This is a genomic window from Pseudomonas sp. HMSC065H01, assembly GCF_001815235.1.
GTDB lineage: Bacteria > Pseudomonadota > Gammaproteobacteria > Pseudomonadales > Pseudomonadaceae > Pseudomonas > Pseudomonas aeruginosa.
Genome location: NZ_KV819859.1, coordinates 235,002 through 251,728, shown reverse-complemented (window position 1 = coordinate 251,728; position 16,727 = coordinate 235,002). Strand labels below are relative to the sequence as shown.

The window sequence follows — 16,727 nt, the reverse complement described above, 5'->3', positions numbered from 1 at the left end:
CGTGGAGTAGCCATGCAGGAATTGTCTGTCTTGCTGACCCTGGCGGCGGTGTTCGCCATAGCCCTGGTCAGCCCCGGTCCCGATGTCGCCCTGGTGGTGCGCACGTCCCTGCACCAGGGGCGGCGGGCCGGCCTGGCCAGCGCGCTGGGGCTGGCCTGCGGGATTCTCCTGCATACCACCCTGGTGCTGACCGGCGTGTCGCTGCTGCTCAGCCGTACGCCTGTGCTGTTCGCCATCCTGCAGGCGCTCGGCGCGCTGTACCTGGCCTGGCTCGGCGTCGGCGCGCTGCGCGCCTGGCTGCGGCGCGGCGACGGCCAGCCGGGCCGGCTCGACGGGGCACTGCCGCCGTCGCCCCTGGGGCCCTGGCTGCGCGGAGTGGCGACCAATCTGTTCAATCCCAAGGCGCTGGTGTTCTTCATCGCCTTGCTCGGCAGCCTGATTCCCGCGCAGATGTCGCTCGGCGGCAAACTGGCGGTGGCGGCGCTGCTGTTCGGCATGGGCGCCTGCTGGTTCGGCCTGCTCAGCCTGACCCTTACCCGCCCGGCCCTGCAGACCCGCCTGTTGCGCGCGGTGCCCTGGCTGGACGCGGCCTGCGGGGTGGTGTTCCTGCTGGTGGCGGCGGCGATCCTCGAGCATCTCGTCCGCTCTGCCTGAGGTTTTGGCCGCTTCGCCGTGCAAGGCAGCCGGCAAAGCCATTGCCGCCTCGGCGAGGCTCCCGGAGAATCCCTGGCATCAGCCCTGTCGAGACGTCGCGCATGTCGCAATCGGTTTTCTTCGCCCACGCCAACGGCTTCCCGTCGGCTACCTACGCCAAGCTGTTCGAGGCGTTGGCGCCGGAGTATCGGGTGGATCACCTGGAAATGCACGGGCACGACCCGCGTTTTCCGGTGAACGACAACTGGGACAACCTGGTGGACGAACTGCTGCACCACCTCGCCAGCCTGGAACAGCCGGTCTGGGGCGTCGGCCATTCCCTCGGCGGCGTGCTGCACTACCACGCGGCGCTGCGCCGGCCGGAACTCTACCGCGGCGTGGTGATGCTCGATTCGCCGGTGCTGACCCTCGCCGACCGCCTGGTGATCCGTGCCGCCAAGCGCTTCGGCTTCATCGACCGGATCACTCCGGCCGGGCGCACCCTGGGGCGTCGCGAGGCGTTCCCCGACCTGGAAGAGGCGCGGGCGTACTTCTCCGGCAAGGCGCTGTTCCGCCGCTTCGACCCCGATTGCCTGGAGGCCTACGTACGCCACGGGCTGGCCGACAGCGGCGGCGGTTCCGGCCTGCGCCTGCGCTTCGATCCGGCCACCGAGATCAGCATCTACCGTAGCGTGCCGCACAGCAGCCCGGGGCGTCCACGACAGTTGCAGGTGCCGCTGGCGATGGTGCGCGGGCGGCACAGCAAGGTGGTGTTGCCGCACCACACCCGGCTGATCCGGGCGATGCCGCGCGGCGAGTTCATGTCGCTGCCCGGCGGCCACATGTTCCCGCTGGAGCGCCCGCGGGAAACCGCCGAACTGCTGAAAGGCGTGTTCGATCGCTGGTCGCGGGCGACCGAGGAGCGTTCGGCATGAGCCTGCAGGTCGAGGAAGTACGCATCAGCCTGCCGCACATCGAACTGGCCGCGCATCTGTTCGGTCCGCCGGACGGCAAGCCGGTGATCGCCCTGCATGGCTGGCTGGACAACGCCATGAGCTTCTCGCGCCTGGCGCCGAAGCTCGCCGGGCTGCGTATCGTCGCCCTCGACTTCGCCGGCCACGGGCATTCCGCGCATCGTGCCGAGGGCGCCAGCTACCTGCTCTGGGACTACGCGCTGGACGTGCTGATGGTGGCCGAGCAACTGGGCTGGGAGCGGTTTTCCCTGTTGGGGCACTCGATGGGCGCCATCGTCTCGGTGCTGCTCGCCGGGGCCTTGCCCGAGCGCATCGAGCGGCTGGCGTTGATCGATGGCCTGATTCCCTACACTGGCGAAGCCGACAAGGCGCCGCAGAAGCTCGGCGAAGCGCTGAAGGCGCAACTGGCGCTACGCCACAAGCGCAAGCCGGTCTATGCCGAGCTGGAAAAAGCCGTGGAAGCGCGGATGCGCGGGGTCGGCGAGATCTCTCGGGAGGCCGCCGAACTGCTCGCCCAGCGCGGCCTGGAACCGGTGCCCGGTGGCTATACCTGGCGCACCGACGCGCGCCTGACCCTACCGTCGCCGCTGCGCCTGACCCAGGCCCACGCGCTGAACTTCGTGCGCAGCGTGGAATGTCCGGTCAGCCTGGTACTGGCCGAACAGGGCATGCTGGCGGTGGAGCCGCGCATGCGGGCGCTGCTGGAGACCCTGCCGTTCGAGCGGCACCACCTGCCGGGCGGGCATCACCTGCATCTGGACGACGAGGCCGGGGCGCAGGCGGTGGCCAGGGTCTTCGCGGCCTTCTTCGCGCGCTGAAACACCGGCTTGCCGTTGTTTCCTTGACTATTCCGGGTCCAGCCGTAAGGCTGGACGGATCGTTACGGAGAGTCACCGCATGATCGATCTCTACACCGCCGCCACGCCGAACGGCCACAAGGTTTCCATCGCCCTCGAGGAAATGGGCCTGCCCTACAGGGTGCACGCGCTGTCGTTCGACAAGAAGGAGCAGAAGGCTCCGGAATTCCTCAGGATCAATCCCAACGGCCGCATCCCGGCCATCGTCGACCGCGACAACGACGACTTCGCCGTCTTCGAGTCGGGCGCGATCCTCATCTACCTCGCCGAGAAGACCGGGCAACTGATGCCCACCGACGTCAAGGGCCGCTCGCGGGTGATCCAGTGGCTGATGTTCCAGATGGGCGGGGTCGGCCCGATGCAGGGGCAGGCCAACGTGTTCTTCCGTTATTTCCCGGAGAAGTTGCAGGGCGCCATCGACCGCTACCAGCATGAGACCCGGCGCCTCTACGAAGTTCTCGACGGTCGCCTGGGCGAGGCCGAGTACCTCGCCGGCGACTACAGCATTGCCGATATCGCCACCTATCCCTGGGTGCGCATCCACGACTGGTCCGGTGTCGCCGTCGACGGGCTGGACAACCTGCAGCGCTGGATCGCCGCCATCGAGGCGCGTCCCGCGGTGCAGCGCGGACTGCTGGTGCCGCGGCGGGAGAAGGAGGGCGACGACGCCATCCGTACCGCCCAGTCGATGCTGACCCGTTGAGGGCCGGTATGCGAGGGTTCCTGTTGCTATCCCTGGGCGTTTTCAGCTTTTCGGCGCTGGCCGCCGACCTTCCCGGCAGCCATGACCTGGACATCCTGCCGCGCTTCCCGCGCGCCGAGATCGTCGACTTCCGTCAGGCGCCGAGTGAGGAACGGATCTACCCGCTAGGGGCGATCAGTCGCATCAGCGGTCGCCTGCGCATGGAGGGCGAGGTGCGCGCCGAAGGCGAGCTGACCGCACTGACCTACCGCTTGCCGCCCGAGCACAGCAGCCAGGAGGCGTTCGCCGCGGCGCGCACCGCGCTGCTCAAGGCCGACGCCACGCCGTTGTTCTGGTGCGAGCGACGCGACTGCGGCTCCAGCAGCCTGCTGGCCAACGCCGTGTTCGGCAATGCCAAGCTGTACGGCCCGGACGAGCAGCAGGCCTACCTGCTGGTGCGTCTGGCGGCGCCGCAGGAGAACAGCCTGGTGGCGGTCTACTCGATCACCCGTGGCAATCGCCGCGCCTACCTGCAGGCCGAGGAACTCAAGGCCGATGCGCCGCTGGCGGAACTGCTGCCGAGCCCGGCGACCCTGCTGCGCCTGCTCAAGGCCAACGGCGAACTGACCCTCAGCCATGTGCCGGCGGAGCCGGCCGGCTCCTGGTTGGAGCTGCTGGTGCGGACCCTGCGCCTGGATACCGGGGTGCGGGTCGAGCTGTCCGGCAAGCACGCCCAGGAGTGGCGCGACGCCCTGCGCGGGCAGGGCGTGCTGAACAGCCGCATGGAGCTGGGCCAGTCGGAGGTCGAGGGCCTGCACCTCAACTGGCTGCGTTGAACGCGTTCGCCCGGGCCTGCGGGCCCGGGCGATGGCGAAAATGCCTTCGGCAAGGCCGCCCGCCAGAGTAGACTGCCTTTCCCCCGCGCCCCACGCTCCGGCTGGAAACGGCGCACGCCGAGCGCTGTCTATCGGTGTATCCCCCTTTGAGGAAGGCCTGCCTTGATGTTCGATAACGATCGGCTGTTGCTTCGCGTGCTGCTGTTCGGTCTGCTCGGTGCCAGTCTCTGGGTGCTGGCGCCATTCTGGTCGGCGCTGTTCTGGGCCGCGGTGCTGGCTTTCGCCAGTTGGCCGCTGATGCGCATGCTCACGCGCCTGCTCGGTGGCCGCGAGTCGCTGGCGGCGGGCCTGCTGACCCTGGGCTGGATCGTCCTGGTGGCATTGCCGCTGATCTGGCTCGGCTTCGGCCTGGCGGACAACGTTCGCTCGCTGATGGAGCTGCTGAAGAATCTCCAGGTCGAGGGCCTGCCGCCGCCGCCTTCGTGGATGGCCGGCGTACCGCTGATCGGCGACCGCCTGATCGGCTGGTGGGACTCCATCGACCAACAGGGCGTGGCGTTCTTCTACGTGCTCAAGCCCTATGTCGGCGAGGTCGGCAACTGGCTGCTGGCGCGCAGCGCGAAGATCGGCGGAGGGATCCTTGAACTGGTCCTCAGCCTGATCCTGATCTTCTTCTTCTACCGCGACGGGCCGCGCCTGGAGTCCATCGTCCACCGTGCCCTGGAACGCCTGATCGGCAACCGCGCGGAGCACTATCGCGACCTTGTCGCCGGCACCGTACAGCGGGTGGTCAACGGGGTGATCGGTACCGCCGCGGCGCAAGCCCTGCTGGCCTGGATCGGCTTCATGATCGCCGGCGTACCGGGAGCCATGCTGCTCGGCCTGCTGACCTTCGCCTGCAGCCTACTGATGGTCCCGCCGCTGGTCTGGGGGCCGGCCACCGCCTGGCTGTTCTTCAAGGGCGACTATGGCCACGGGGTGTTCCTCGGCCTGTGGGGCTTCTTCATCATCAGCGGGGTGGACAACATCCTCAAACCCTACCTGATCAGCCGTGGCGGCAACCTGCCGCTGGTGGTGGTGCTGCTCGGGGTATTCGGCGGCCTGCTGGCGTTCGGCTTCATGGGCCTGTTCCTCGGCCCGATCCTGCTGGCAGTGGCCTACAACCTGCTCAGCGACTGGATCGCCAGCACGCCGCGGACGCCGCCCGCCGAAGGGCGCGGCCCGGATGCCTGAGTGACGAAGGAGAAAAAGCCCCGCGATGCGGGGCTTTTTGCGTCTGCGGGGCTACAGGTGTTCGCTGCGGGCCCCCACGTACTGGCTGCGCCCGGCGCCGAGGCCGAACAGGGTGGCGGCGATGGCGACGCCGATGAAGATATAGCCGACCGCGTTCCAGCCGCCGGTCAGGTCGTGGACCACGCCGACCATGAACGGCCCCATGGCCGCCAGGGTGTAGCCGACGCCCTGGGCCATGCCCGACAGATGCGAGGCGACGTGGGCGTCGCGCGAGCGCAGGACGATCAGCGCCAGGGCGATGCTGAAGGTACCGCCCTGGCCGAGGCCGAGCAGGACCGCCCAGCCCCAGATGGTCTGCAGCGGCGCATAGAGGAAGCCGAGCAGGCCGGCGAGGGTGGTCGCCATCACCAGCACCACCGCCAGGCGCTGGTCCCTGGCGCGAGCGGCGAGCCAGGGCGCGAGCAGGGCGGTGATCAGTTGCAGCATCACCGAGCCGGACAGCACCAGGCCGGCTTCTACCGCAGTCATGCCGCGGTCGATCAGGATCGACGGCAGCCAACCGAAGACGATGTAGGCCAGGGACGATTGCAGGCCCATGTACAGCGTGACCTGCCAGGCCAGCGGGTCGCGCCACAGGCCGATGACACGGAAGGCCTGGCGATGGGCGTGCTGGCCCTGGCGGGTCTGCGGCAGCCAGAAGGCGGCGGCGAGGATCGCCGGCAGCGACCAGAACGCCAGCGCCAGTTCCCAGTTGCCGAAGAGCTTCTCCAGCGGCGCGGTAGCGCCGGCGGCGAGCGCTGCGCCCAGGCACAGGGCCATGGTGTAGACCCCGGTCATCACCCCGGCCTGGCGCGGGAAGTCGCGTTTGACGATGCCCGGCAGGAGCACGCCGATGATGCCGATGCTGGCGCCGGCCAGGACGCTGCCGGCGAACAGGCCGAACACCGGGAACAGGCTGCGCAGGACGATGCCGCCGGCCAGGCAGAAGAGGATCAGCAGCACGCTGCGCTCGGCGCCGATACGCCGGGCCAGGCGCGGCGCGAGCGGCGCGAACAACCCCAGGCAGAGTACCGGCGCGGTGGTCAGCAGGCCGGCGGCAGCGGCCGAGAGGCCGGTATCGTCGCGCACCTGGTTGAGCAGGGGGGCGAGGCTGGACAGCGCCGGGCGCAGGTTCAGCGCCACCAGCACCAGGCCCAGCAGGAGCAGCCAGGGGCGTAGTGGCGGCGCCGGCGGAACTGGTTCGTCGTCGACTTCGGCATCGATCAGCAGTTCTTCCGGAGGATGGCCGGGGTGCGCTCCCGGCCGGGCATTCAAGGCGTGAGTCATGGGTCTGTCCCGGGTTCAGATCAGCAGTGCGCGGTTGGCCGCGGCGGCAGCGTCCGGGTCTCCGCGTTCTATGGCGTCGAGCAGTTGCTGGTGCAGCTCGAAGCAGGGCTGGGCCCTTTGTGGGTCGGCCATGGTGCGTTCCAGCGAGGTCCGGATGACCTGCGAGAAATAGCGGTAGAGTTCGCTGAGCACCGGATTGTGGGCGGCATCGACCATCCGTTGGTGGAAGCGGACGTCGTGCTCTATGTAGTCCTGCAGGTCGGCGCTGCCGTAGCGCTGGCGCGAAGCGTCGAGATGTTCGCGCAATGCGCTCAGGTCGCTGTCGTCGCGGCGAACGGCTGCCAGGCGCGCCGCCTCGATCTCGATCATCCCGCGGGCCTCCAGGGAGTGCTGCACCGCGCTGCGCGCCAGCACCAGCATGGTTTCCAGCGGATCGGCGCAGGCGCGCACGTAGGTGCCGTCGCCCTGGCGGACTTCCAGCACGCCGGAGAAGGTCAGCACCCGCACCGCTTCGCGCACGGTGTTGCGGCTCATGCCGAGCAGCTCGGCGAGTTCCGGCTCCGGCGGCAGGCGCTGGCCGAGCGGCCAATGGCCGGCGTCGATGCGCTGGCGGATCTGCTCCAGGGCGATGTCCACCAGGGAGCGCTTGAGGGGAATGGTCACGGAAGAAACATCCAATCATCGGATGAATTTGCGCGCAGGATACCTCGGCAGCTGCAAGCCCGGAAAGCGTCGCTCGGGGAAAAAGCGTTGGCCTGGCGGCGAGACGCATGACGCTGCGCCGCCAGGTCGCCGATGCGTCAGCCTACGGCGGCGGTTTCGCCGGCGCGCAGGGACATGCCCAGTTGCGCTCGTCGGCGCAGCCAGGGACTGGGCCGGTAGCGCGGGTCACCGGTAAGCGTCTGCAAGCGCTGGAGAATGCTCAGCAGGCGCCGCGGGCCGAGGCGGTCGCCCCATTCCAGCGGGCCGTGAGGATAGCCGAGGCCGAGGTGCACCGCCTGGTCGATATCCTCGACGCTGGCAATGCCCTGCTGGGCGATGTCGCAGGCGAGGTTGACGATCATCGCCAGTACCCGCTGGACGACGAAGCCGGGACTGTCGCGCAGCACCGTGACCCCGACGCCGTCGCCAGCCAGTAGCGCGTGGGCGGCGTCGCGCATGGCCGGGATAGTCAGTGGCGAGAGCATCAGGCAGCGCCGGCGCTCGAGGTCGCAGAGCAGGTCGATGCCGACGCTGCGCTCGGCGGGACAGGCGAAGCGCTGCACGGCGCTGCTCAGGTCCTCGCCCCAGGCGGCCAGCAGGCAGAGCGCTGCGGCGGAAGGGCGTTCGCCGGTTTCCGGCTCGACGCCGAGGCGATGCAGCAGTTCGGCGAGCGTGCGGCGGTCGTCCTCGTTTTCGCAGCCCAGCCACACCGGGGGCCGGATGGCGGCCTGCGGCACCGGTTGCGGACCGGGCTTGTCCTGCGGCTGGCCGTCGACGTAGCGATAGAAGCCCTGGCCGCTCTTGCGCCCGAGACGGCCGGCGGCGAGCAACTGGCGGGTCAGCGGGTGTGGGCGGTAGCGCGGTTCCTGGTAGTACTGCTGGTAGATCGATTCCATTACCGGGTGCGACACGTCGAGGCCGGTAAGATCGAGCAGTTCGAACGGCCCCATGCGGAAGCCGGCGCACTCGCGCAGCACACGGTCGATCTCGGCGCATTCGGCGACGCCTTCGCCGAGGATGCGCAGGGCCTCGGTGCCATAGGCGCGGCCGGCATGGTTGACGATGAAGCCGGGGCTGTCCTTGGTCCGTACACCGCGGTGGCCCAGGCGCGCGGCGAGGGCGAGCAGGGCGTCGCCGACTTCCGGAGCGCTGGCCAGGCCGTCGACCACCTCGACCACGCGCATCAGCGGCACCGGGTTGAAGAAGTGAAAGCCGGCGACCCGCTGCGGCCGCTCGCAGGCGGCGGCGATGGCGGTGATCGACAGCGACGAGGTATTGCTGGCGAGGATGGTCTCCGGCGCGACTATGGCTTCCAGCCGGCGCAGCAATTCCTGCTTGGCCTCCAGGCGCTCGACGATGGCCTCCACCACCAGTTCGCAGTCGCCCAGTTGTTCCAGGCGTTCCGCCACCCGCAGCCGGTTTTGCGCGGCCTCGGCGTCGGCGGCGCTCAGCTTGCCTTTGCCGCACAGGCTCTCGAAGGTCTGCCGCAGGCGCTGGCGTGCCTCGGCGGCGGCCTCGGCGCGGCTGTCGAACAGCCATACGGTCAGGCCGGCCTGGGCGGCGATCTGGGCGATCCCGGTGCCCATCGCACCGGTACCGACCACGGCGATACAACGAATATCGGGCATCGTCTATTTCCCCTGGTAGTTCGGCGGGCGTTTCTCCAGGAAGGCCTGCATGCCTTCCTTCTGGTCCTGCGAGTCGAACAGCAACTGGAACGCCTTGCGTTCCAGGGCCAGGGCACTGTCCAGCGGCAGGTCGGCACCGGCCAGGACCACCTCCTTGATCTGCGCCAGCGCCAGAGGGGGCAGGCGGGCGATCTCCATGGCCAGTTCCAGGGCGCGCGCCAGCGTCGACTCGTCCGCCACCACTTCGCTGACCAGGCCCATGGCCAGCGCTTGCGGAGCCTTCACCAGGCAGCCGGTGAACAGCATGCGCAGCGCCTGGAACTTGCCCACCGCCCGTACCAGGCGCTGGGTGCCGCCGGCACCCGGCATCACCCCGACCTTGATCTCCGGCTGGGCGAACTGTGCCGACTCGCCGGCGACGATCAGGTCGCAGTGCATCGCCAGTTCGCAGCCGCCGCCCAGGGCGAAGCCGTTGACCGCGGCGATCACCGGCTTCGGGCAGCGCGCGATGGCTTCCCAGTAGCGCTCGCCGTGGCGGCCGTACAGGCCGATCGCCGTGCTCGTCGAGAGATCGCGGAGATCGGCGCCAGCTGCAAAGCAGCGCGAGTCGCCGGTGAGCACGATGACGCGGATCGCCGGATCCGCGCCGAGCGTCTGGAAGTGGCTGGCGAGGCGCTGGCGCACTTCGTCGTTCAGCGCGTTCCTGGCTTGCGGACGATTGAGGCGAAGCAGGGCTATATCGGCTGCGGGAAATTCGAGCAGGACCACGGGCGAAGGATCGGCGGACATGGAAGCTCCGATGAATTGATATTTCGCTATGCGAAATATAGTTTCATGATTTATCGAAAATAATCAGCGCCAGCCGTGGCGTTGTAAATACTCGCGTCGGATTTCGGACGATCTACTTATACAATTTACTGTTTTAAAAGGATTTTATTTTCGTTGTTGAAAGTGCATGGGTTCTTCTATTAGTTTCGCTATGCGAAATATGATTTTGTTTTATTGATTTTTTGAAAAAGAGGTCCCTACTATGCGCGGCAACGACGAGCGCCGGAGTCCGGCGGAAGGTGCCAGTACGGAAGCGGAAGTGTCCGCCTTCGAAGCTGTGCTGATCGACCCGATGCAGGAGAAAGACGAGGAACTCAAGGACCGCCAGTTCGTCACCGCGCTGGCCCGCGGGTTGGAATTGCTGCGCTGTTTCACGCCACGGGAAAGCCTGCTGGGCAACCAGGAACTGGCGAAGAAGACCGGCCTGCCGAAGCCGACGGTGTCGCGTCTGACCCACACCCTGACCCGGCTGGGCTATCTGCGTCACCTGCCGCATAGCGGCAAGTATCAATTGGAAGTGGGGGTGATGTCGTTCGGCTACGCGATGCTCTCGAACCTGTCGATTCGCGCGCTCGCCCGCCCGTTGATGGAAGAGATGGCCGGCTACGCCAAGGCCGCGGTGGCCATGGCGGCCCGCGACCGGCTGAGCATGGTCTACCTCGATGTGGTGCATGGCGAGGCCAACCTGACCATGCGTCGCCAGGTCGGCAGCCACCTCTCGCTGCACCGCAGCGCGATCGGCCGGGCCTGCCTGGCGGCGATGCCGGAGGACGAGCGGGAATTCATCCTCGGGCACATCCGCAAGCGCCACCCGGAAGACTGGCCGGAAGTGCGCAAGGGGCTGGAGCGGGCCTTCCGCGACTATGCCGACTACGGCTTCTGCCTGTCGCTCGGCGAGTGGCAACGCGACGTCAACGCGGTGGGCGTGGCCTTGCACCATGAGAGCCATGGGCTGCTGGCGTTCAATTGCGGCGGGCCGAGTTTCCATCTCAAGCGCGAGAAACTGGAGGACGACATCGGCCCGCGCCTGCTGCACATGGTCCACAACATCGAGGCCGCCACCCGCTGACCGAGGCCGGTGACGGAATCATGGCAACCGGCCTAGTGGCCTATTGGAGTGAGCATGATTCGTGATCCGGAAACCCTGAACCTGCTGCTGGACAGCATCCGCCAGTTCGTCCGCGAAAGCCTGGTGCCTCATGAGCAGGAAGTGGCGGAAACCGACCGCATCCCCGAGGCGATCATCGCCCGCATGCGCGAGATGGGCCTGTTCGGCCTGTCGATCCCGGAGGCCTACGGCGGCCTCGGGGTGACCATGGAGGAAGAGGTGAGCATCGCCTTCGAGCTGGGGCGGACCTCGCCGGCGTTCCGTTCGCTGCTGGGCACCAACAACGGCATCGGCTCCCAGGGCATCGTCATCGACGGCACCGAAGAACAGAAGCGGCGCTACCTGCCGCGCCTGGCGTCGGGCGAACTGCTCAGTTCGTTCTGCCTCACCGAACCGGACTCCGGTTCCGACGCCGCCTCGCTGAAGACCACGGCGGTGCGTGACGGCGAGCACTACGTGCTCAACGGTACCAAGCGCTTCATCACCAACGCCCCGCAGGCCGGCATCTACACCGTGATGGCGCGCACCGACCCGGCGATCCGTGGCGCCGGCGGAATCTCCGCTTTCGTCGTCGAGCGCGGTACGCCCGGGCTGTCCCTGGGCAAGCCGGATCGCAAGATGGGACAGAAGGGCGCGCATACCTGTGACGTGATCTTCGACGACTGCCGGGTGCCTGCCAGTCAGTTGATCGGCGGGGTCGAGGGCGTCGGCTTCAAGACCGCGATGAAGGTGCTCGACAAGGGCCGCCTGCACATCGCCGCAGTCTGTGTGGGGGTCGCCGAGCGGATGCTCGAGGATGCGTTGCGCTATGCCCTGGAGCGCAAGCAGTTCGGCCAGCCGATCGCCGAGTTCCAGTTGATCCAGGCGATGCTTGCCGACAGCAAGGCCGAAGCCTACGCGGCGCGCTGCATGGTCATCGACGCCGCGCGGCAGCGCGACGAAGGCCGCGATGTCGGTACCGAGGCGTCCTGCGCCAAGCTGTTCGCCTCGGAAATGTGCGGCCGCGTCGCCGACCGCGCGGTGCAGATATTCGGCGGCGCCGGCTATATCGGCGACTACGGGATCGAGCGCTTCTATCGCGACGTGCGGCTGTTCCGCATCTACGAGGGCACCACGCAGATCCAGCAACTGCTGATCGCCCGCAACATGATCCGCGCCGCCCAGGGCTAGCGTCGATCCTTCGCCTTGTCACCGGCCGTGGCGCAGTCCCCGGCCGGTTGCTGTCCCAGGCGCTGTCCGCGCCACTCTTTACGCTTTCTTTATGCCGTCCGACACGGCCCTGAATCGCTTCTTTACGCCCCCTTTGCGGAGACTTTCCCTCAAGCGGCAGAGGCCGCTCGAAGGAGAGATCGCACACATGACCGTTCTGGATTGGTTGTCCCTGGCCCTGGCCACGGGACTGTTCGTCTATTTGCTGGTGGCGCTGCTACGCGCCGACCGTGCCTAGGGGAGGGCACATGAACAGCCACGAGATTCTCTTGATCCTGGCCTTTTTCGCCTTGGTCCTGGTGCCTGCACCGTTCCTCGGGCGCTACTGCTTCAAGGTGATGGAAGGCCAACGCAATCTCCTCAGCGCGCCGCTGGCGCCACTGGAGCGCGTCTGCTATCGCCTGTTCGGCGTCGATCCGGCGAGCGAGCAGGACTGGAAGACCTACACCCTGGCGCTGCTGGCATTCAACCTGGCCGGCCTGGTCCTGCTGTTCTCGATCCTCATGCTGCAGGGCAGCCTGCCGCTGAACCCGCAGCACCTGCCGGGCCTGGAATGGACACTGGCGTTCAACACCGCGGTCAGTTTCGTCACCAACACCAACTGGCAGGCCTACAGCGGCGAGGCCTCGCTGAGCTACTTCAGCCAGATGGTCGGCCTCACGGTGCAGAACTTCGTCAGCGCGGCGGTCGGCCTCTGCGTGCTGGTGGCCCTGGCGCGCGGCATCAGCCGCCGCTCCACACGACAGCTGGGCAACTTCTGGGTCGACCTGACCCGCGGCACCCTCTACGTGCTGCTGCCGCTGTGCCTGCTGCTGGCGTTGCTGCTGGTCTGGCAGGGCGTGCCGCAGACTTTCTTCGACTATGTCCATACCACCACCTTGCAAGGCGCCGAGCAGACCATCCCGCTCGGCCCGGCGGCCAGCCAGATCGCCATCAAGCAGCTGGGCACCAATGGCGGCGGCTTCTTCGGCGTCAACTCGACCCATCCGTTCGAGAACCCGAGCGCCTGGAGCAACCTGTTCGAAGTGGCCTCGATCATCCTGATCCCGGCGGCGCTGGTATTCACCTTCGGCCATTACGTGAAGGACCTGCGCCAGAGCCGCGCGATCCTCGGCTGCATGCTGCTGCTGTTCTGCCTCGGCCTGGGCCTGTCGCTGTGGGCCGAATACCAGCCGAACCCGGCGCTGGCGCAGTTGCCGATCGAGCAGGGCGCGCCGATGGAGGGCAAGGAGAGTCGCTTCGGCACCGCCGCCAGCATGCTCTGGGCGATCACCACCACCGCCGCCTCGAACGGCTCGGTGAACGCCATGCACGACAGCCTGAGCCCCCTGGGTGGCATGCTGCCGCTGCTGAACATGATGCTCGGCGAGGTGATCTTCGGCGGCGTCGGCGCCGGCCTCTACGGCATGCTGCTGTTCGTCCTGATCGCGGTGTTCCTCGCCGGCCTGATGGTCGGGCGGACGCCGGAGTACCTGGGCAAGAAACTCGAGGCGAAGGAGGTCCGCCTGCTGGTCTTCACCCTGCTGGTGATGCCTGTCGGCGTGCTGGTGCTCGGCGCCATCGCCGCCAGCCTGCCGGGGCCGGCCTCGGCGGTGACCAATCCCGGCCCGCACGGCTTCAGCCAACTGCTCTACGCCTACACCTCGGGGAGCGCCAACAACGGCTCGGCGTTTGCCGGTTTCGGTGCCAACACGCCGTTCCACAACCTGATGATCGGCCTGGCCATGCTCATCGGCCGCTTCGGCTACATCCTGCCGATCCTCGCCATCGCCGGCAGCCTGGCGGCGAAGAAGGCCAGCCCGGTGGGGCCGAACAGTTTCCCGACCCATGGTCCGCTGTTCGTCAGCCTGCTCACCGTGACCATCCTGCTGGTCGGCGGCCTGACTTTCCTGCCGACCCTGGCCCTCGGCCCGATCGCTGAACAACTGAGCCTCGGCTTCTGAAGGAATCGTACATGAACGCTCAGACCCAGGCGTCCAAGAACGCCTTGCACAAATCGCTCGAACGTCGCCACAACGCGTCCACCAGCCTCGCCGCCTTGTGGCGGCCGGCGCTGCTGCAAGCCTTCGTCAAGCTCGACCCGCGCCAGTTGCTGCGCTCGCCGGTGATGCTGGTGGTCGAACTGACCGCCGTGCTCACCACCTTGCTGTGCTTCGTCCCCGACCAGGCGGTGCCGACCTCGGTGGCGCTGCAGATCGCCCTCTGGCTGTGGTTCACCGTGCTCTTCGCCAATTTCGCCGAAGCGCTCGCCGAGGGGCGTGGCAAGGCCCGCGCGGACAGTCTCAAGGCCGGCAGCCAGGGCCTCTCCGCCAATAAGCGGCGCGCCGACGGCAGTTTCGAGAGCGTCGTTGCCAGCAGCCTGCGCAAGGGCGATGTGGTACGGGTCCAGGCCGGCGAGATGATTCCCGGCGACGGCGAAGTCATCGAAGGGGTGGCGGCGGTCAACGAGGCCGCCATCACCGGCGAATCGGCGCCGGTGATCCGCGAGTCCGGCGGCGATCGCTCGGCGGTGACCGGCAACACCCAGGTGGTGTCCGACTGGCTGCTGGTACGGATCGGCGCCAACCCGGGCGAGTCGACCCTGGACCGGATGATCGCCCTGGTGGAAGGCGCCAAGCGGCAGAAGACCCCCAACGAAGTGGCGCTGGACATCCTGCTGATCGGCCTGACCCTGATCTTCCTGCTGGTAGTGGTGACCCTCAAGCCGTTCGCCCTGTTCGCCGGCGGCAACCTGCCGCTGGTGTTCCTGGTGGCGCTGCTGGTGACGCTGATCCCGACCACCATCGGCGGCCTGCTCTCGGCCATCGGCATCGCCGGCATGGACCGCCTGGTGCGCCTGAACGTGATCGCCAAGTCCGGTCGCGCGGTGGAGGCGGCCGGCGACGTCCACGTGCTGCTGCTCGACAAGACCGGCACCATCACCTTCGGCAACCGCCGCTGCAGCGCGCTGTACGCCGCGCCGGGGGTGAGCGGCAAGGAACTGGCCGAGGGCGCGTTGCTGGCCTCGCTGGCCGACGACACCCCGGAAGGCAAGTCGATCGTCGAATACCTGCGCATCCTGCATCCGATCGAGGAGCCGCGCCGCGAGGAGCTGACGCCGATCGCCTTCAGCGCGGAAACCCGCCTGTCCGGGGTCGACTGGAACGGCCAGGTGTACCGCAAGGGGGCGGTGGATGCGGCGCTGCGCTTCATCGACCTGCCGCGGGAGAAGATGCCCGAGGTGCTTTCGCGGGAGGTGGACAAGATCGCCCAGAGCGGCGGCACCCCGCTGCTGGTGGTAGCCAACGGCCGGCTGCTCGGCGCCATTCACCTGAAGGACGTGGTCAAGCCGGGCATTCGCGAGCGCTTCGCCGAACTGCGCCGGCTGGGCATCCGCACCGTGATGGTGACCGGCGACAACCCGCTGACCGCCGCTGCCATCGCCGCCGAGGCTGGGGTCGACGACGTGATCGCCGAGGCTACCCCGGAGAAGAAACTGGCGCGGATTCGCCAGGAGCAGGGCGAAGGTCGCCTGGTGGCGATGTGCGGCGACGGTGCCAACGACGCCCCGGCGCTGGCCCAGGCCGACGTCGGCATGGCCATGAACGACGGCACCCAGGCCGCCCGCGAGGCGGCCAACCTGGTCGACCTGGACAGCGACCCGACCAAGCTGCTCGACGTGGTCCAGGTGGGCAAGGAGTTGCTGGTCACCCGCGGCGCGCTGACCACCTTTTCCATCGCCAACGACGTGGCCAAGTACTTCGCCATCCTGCCGGCGCTGTTCGTCGGCATCTACCCGCAGCTCGACGTGCTCAACGTGATGCGCCTGCAAAGCCCGCAGAGCGCGATCCTGTCGGCCATCGTGTTCAACGCGCTGATCATCGTCGCGTTGATCCCATTGGCCTTGCGCGGCGTGCGGGTTCAGGCGGCGGACGCTTCGCAACTGCTGCAGCGCAACCTGCTGATCTATGGCGTCGGCGGCCTGGTGGCGCCGTTCCTCGGGATCAAGGCGATCGACCTGCTGCTGACCGCCGTCGGCCTGGCATGAACAACGGCCCTCGCCGTCGGGCGAGGGCCTGGGACTGAAGAGAGGATCTGCACATGTTCAAGCAACTCCGTCCGGCACTGGCGTCACTGCTGGTGCTGAGCCTGGTCACCGGCGTGGCCTATCCGCTGCTGGTCACCGGTATCGCCCAACTGGCGTTCCCCGAGCAGGCCAATGGCAGCCTGCTGCGCGACGCCGAGGGCAAGGTGCTCGGCTCGCGGCTGATCGCGCAGAAGTTCGACGGCGAGGAGTGGTTCCATTCGCGGCCTTCGGCGGGCGACTACGCCACCGTTTCCAGTGCCGCGAGCAACCTGGCGCCGAGCAACCCGGCACTGGCCGAGCGCATCGCCAGGGACGCCGCCCAGGAGCGTATCGCCGACCAGGGGCCGGTGCCGCTGGCGCTGGTCACTACCTCCGGTAGCGGACTCGATCCGCAGCTGCCGCCGCAGGCCGCGCGTTACCAGGCGCTGCGGGTGGCCACGGCGCGCGGGCTGCCGCTGCGGCTGGTGGAAGACCTGGTGGAAAGCCACACCGAGCGGCCGCTGGTGGGGCCGGCGGTGGTCAACGTGCTGGCGCTGAACATGGCGCTGGCGGGGTTGAAGCGCTAGGTTTCCCCAGAGACCCACGCAAGGGCTTGCAATATCGCCGCATCGGCGGATGATCGCCGGCGATCGTCCGCCCTGCGCG

At 68.0% G+C, this 16,727-nt stretch carries 16 protein-coding genes; 12 read left to right on the top strand and 4 right to left on the bottom strand.

From position 1 onward, the window contains the following. The first annotated feature begins 12 nt into the window (after positions 1-12). The 6 genes from HMPREF3014_RS08945 to HMPREF3014_RS08920 all read left to right on the top strand — a co-directional run bounded on the left by HMPREF3014_RS08945 (position 13) and on the right by HMPREF3014_RS08920 (position 5,215). Complete coding sequence (locus tag HMPREF3014_RS08945) at positions 13-654, top strand: LysE family translocator (protein ID WP_003117750.1); 642 nt, start codon at positions 13-15, stop codon at positions 652-654. A gap of 101 nt (positions 655-755) precedes the next feature. Further along, entirely contained in the window at positions 756-1,568 is an 813-nt protein-coding gene (locus HMPREF3014_RS08940; RefSeq protein ID WP_003097869.1) for an alpha/beta fold hydrolase, read from the top strand. Then, the gene (locus HMPREF3014_RS08935; RefSeq protein ID WP_003097867.1) at positions 1,565-2,425 is read left to right on the top strand and encodes an alpha/beta fold hydrolase; all 861 of its coding nucleotides are present in this window, start codon (positions 1,565-1,567) and stop codon (positions 2,423-2,425) included. The genes HMPREF3014_RS08940 and HMPREF3014_RS08935 overlap by 4 nt, the downstream gene beginning before the upstream one ends. 79 nt (positions 2,426-2,504) lie before the next feature. Next, on the top strand, positions 2,505-3,167 hold the full coding sequence (locus tag HMPREF3014_RS08930; protein ID WP_003114590.1) for a glutathione S-transferase family protein: 663 nt from the start codon (positions 2,505-2,507) through the stop codon (positions 3,165-3,167). Between the two features lie 8 nt (positions 3,168-3,175). Beyond that, positions 3,176-3,982 (top strand): DUF4892 domain-containing protein, encoded by an 807-nt coding sequence (locus HMPREF3014_RS08925; protein ID WP_003097863.1) that lies wholly within the window; start codon positions 3,176-3,178, stop codon positions 3,980-3,982. A 165-nt stretch (positions 3,983-4,147) separates the two neighbouring features. Then, positions 4,148-5,215, top strand: a complete 1,068-nt coding sequence (locus HMPREF3014_RS08920) for an AI-2E family transporter (RefSeq protein WP_003097861.1) — start codon at positions 4,148-4,150, stop codon at positions 5,213-5,215. A gap of 51 nt (positions 5,216-5,266) precedes the next feature. Here the strand turns inward: HMPREF3014_RS08920 and HMPREF3014_RS08915 are convergent, their stop codons facing one another. From HMPREF3014_RS08915 to HMPREF3014_RS08900, 4 genes are all read right to left on the bottom strand, one after another. Beyond that, on the bottom strand, positions 5,267-6,541 hold the full coding sequence (locus HMPREF3014_RS08915; RefSeq protein ID WP_003114593.1) for a CynX/NimT family MFS transporter: 1,275 nt from the start codon (positions 6,539-6,541) through the stop codon (positions 5,267-5,269). A 15-nt stretch (positions 6,542-6,556) separates the two neighbouring features. Beyond that, complete coding sequence (locus tag HMPREF3014_RS08910; RefSeq protein WP_003097856.1) at positions 6,557-7,204, bottom strand: FadR/GntR family transcriptional regulator; 648 nt, start codon at positions 7,202-7,204, stop codon at positions 6,557-6,559. A gap of 137 nt (positions 7,205-7,341) precedes the next feature. Further along, positions 7,342-8,871: a 3-hydroxyacyl-CoA dehydrogenase gene (locus tag HMPREF3014_RS08905; protein WP_023087597.1), complete on the bottom strand. Its 1,530-nt coding sequence runs from the start codon at positions 8,869-8,871 to the stop codon at positions 7,342-7,344. 3 nt (positions 8,872-8,874) lie between these two features. Next, positions 8,875-9,660, bottom strand: coding sequence for an enoyl-CoA hydratase (locus HMPREF3014_RS08900; protein WP_003124891.1), 786 nt, complete (start codon positions 9,658-9,660; stop codon positions 8,875-8,877). Between the two features lie 241 nt (positions 9,661-9,901). Here HMPREF3014_RS08900 and HMPREF3014_RS08895 point away from each other — a divergent pair, with 241 nt between their 5' ends. From HMPREF3014_RS08895 to kdpC, 6 genes are all read left to right on the top strand, one after another. Next, the gene (locus tag HMPREF3014_RS08895; RefSeq protein WP_003097851.1) at positions 9,902-10,768 is read left to right on the top strand and encodes an IclR family transcriptional regulator; all 867 of its coding nucleotides are present in this window, start codon (positions 9,902-9,904) and stop codon (positions 10,766-10,768) included. Positions 10,769-10,822: 54 nt separating this feature from the next. Then, positions 10,823-11,977: an acyl-CoA dehydrogenase family protein gene (locus HMPREF3014_RS08890; RefSeq protein ID WP_003097850.1), complete on the top strand. Its 1,155-nt coding sequence runs from the start codon at positions 10,823-10,825 to the stop codon at positions 11,975-11,977. Between the two features lie 187 nt (positions 11,978-12,164). Continuing rightward, a complete protein-coding gene (locus HMPREF3014_RS08885) occupies positions 12,165-12,254 on the top strand; it encodes a K(+)-transporting ATPase subunit F (protein ID WP_003097848.1) in 90 nt (29 codons plus the stop codon). A 10-nt stretch (positions 12,255-12,264) separates the two neighbouring features. Next, positions 12,265-13,959 (top strand): potassium-transporting ATPase subunit KdpA, encoded by a 1,695-nt coding sequence (kdpA, locus tag HMPREF3014_RS08880; protein ID WP_023087596.1) that lies wholly within the window; start codon positions 12,265-12,267, stop codon positions 13,957-13,959. 11 nt (positions 13,960-13,970) lie between these two features. Continuing rightward, positions 13,971-16,043 carry a potassium-transporting ATPase subunit KdpB gene (gene kdpB, locus HMPREF3014_RS08875; RefSeq protein ID WP_003097844.1) on the top strand — a complete coding sequence of 691 codons (2,073 nt, stop codon included), beginning with the start codon at positions 13,971-13,973 and terminating at the stop codon, positions 16,041-16,043. Positions 16,044-16,096: 53 nt separating this feature from the next. Further along, positions 16,097-16,648 carry a potassium-transporting ATPase subunit KdpC gene (gene kdpC / locus HMPREF3014_RS08870; protein WP_003087529.1) on the top strand — a complete coding sequence of 184 codons (552 nt, stop codon included), beginning with the start codon at positions 16,097-16,099 and terminating at the stop codon, positions 16,646-16,648. Positions 16,649-16,727 lie beyond the last annotated feature (79 nt).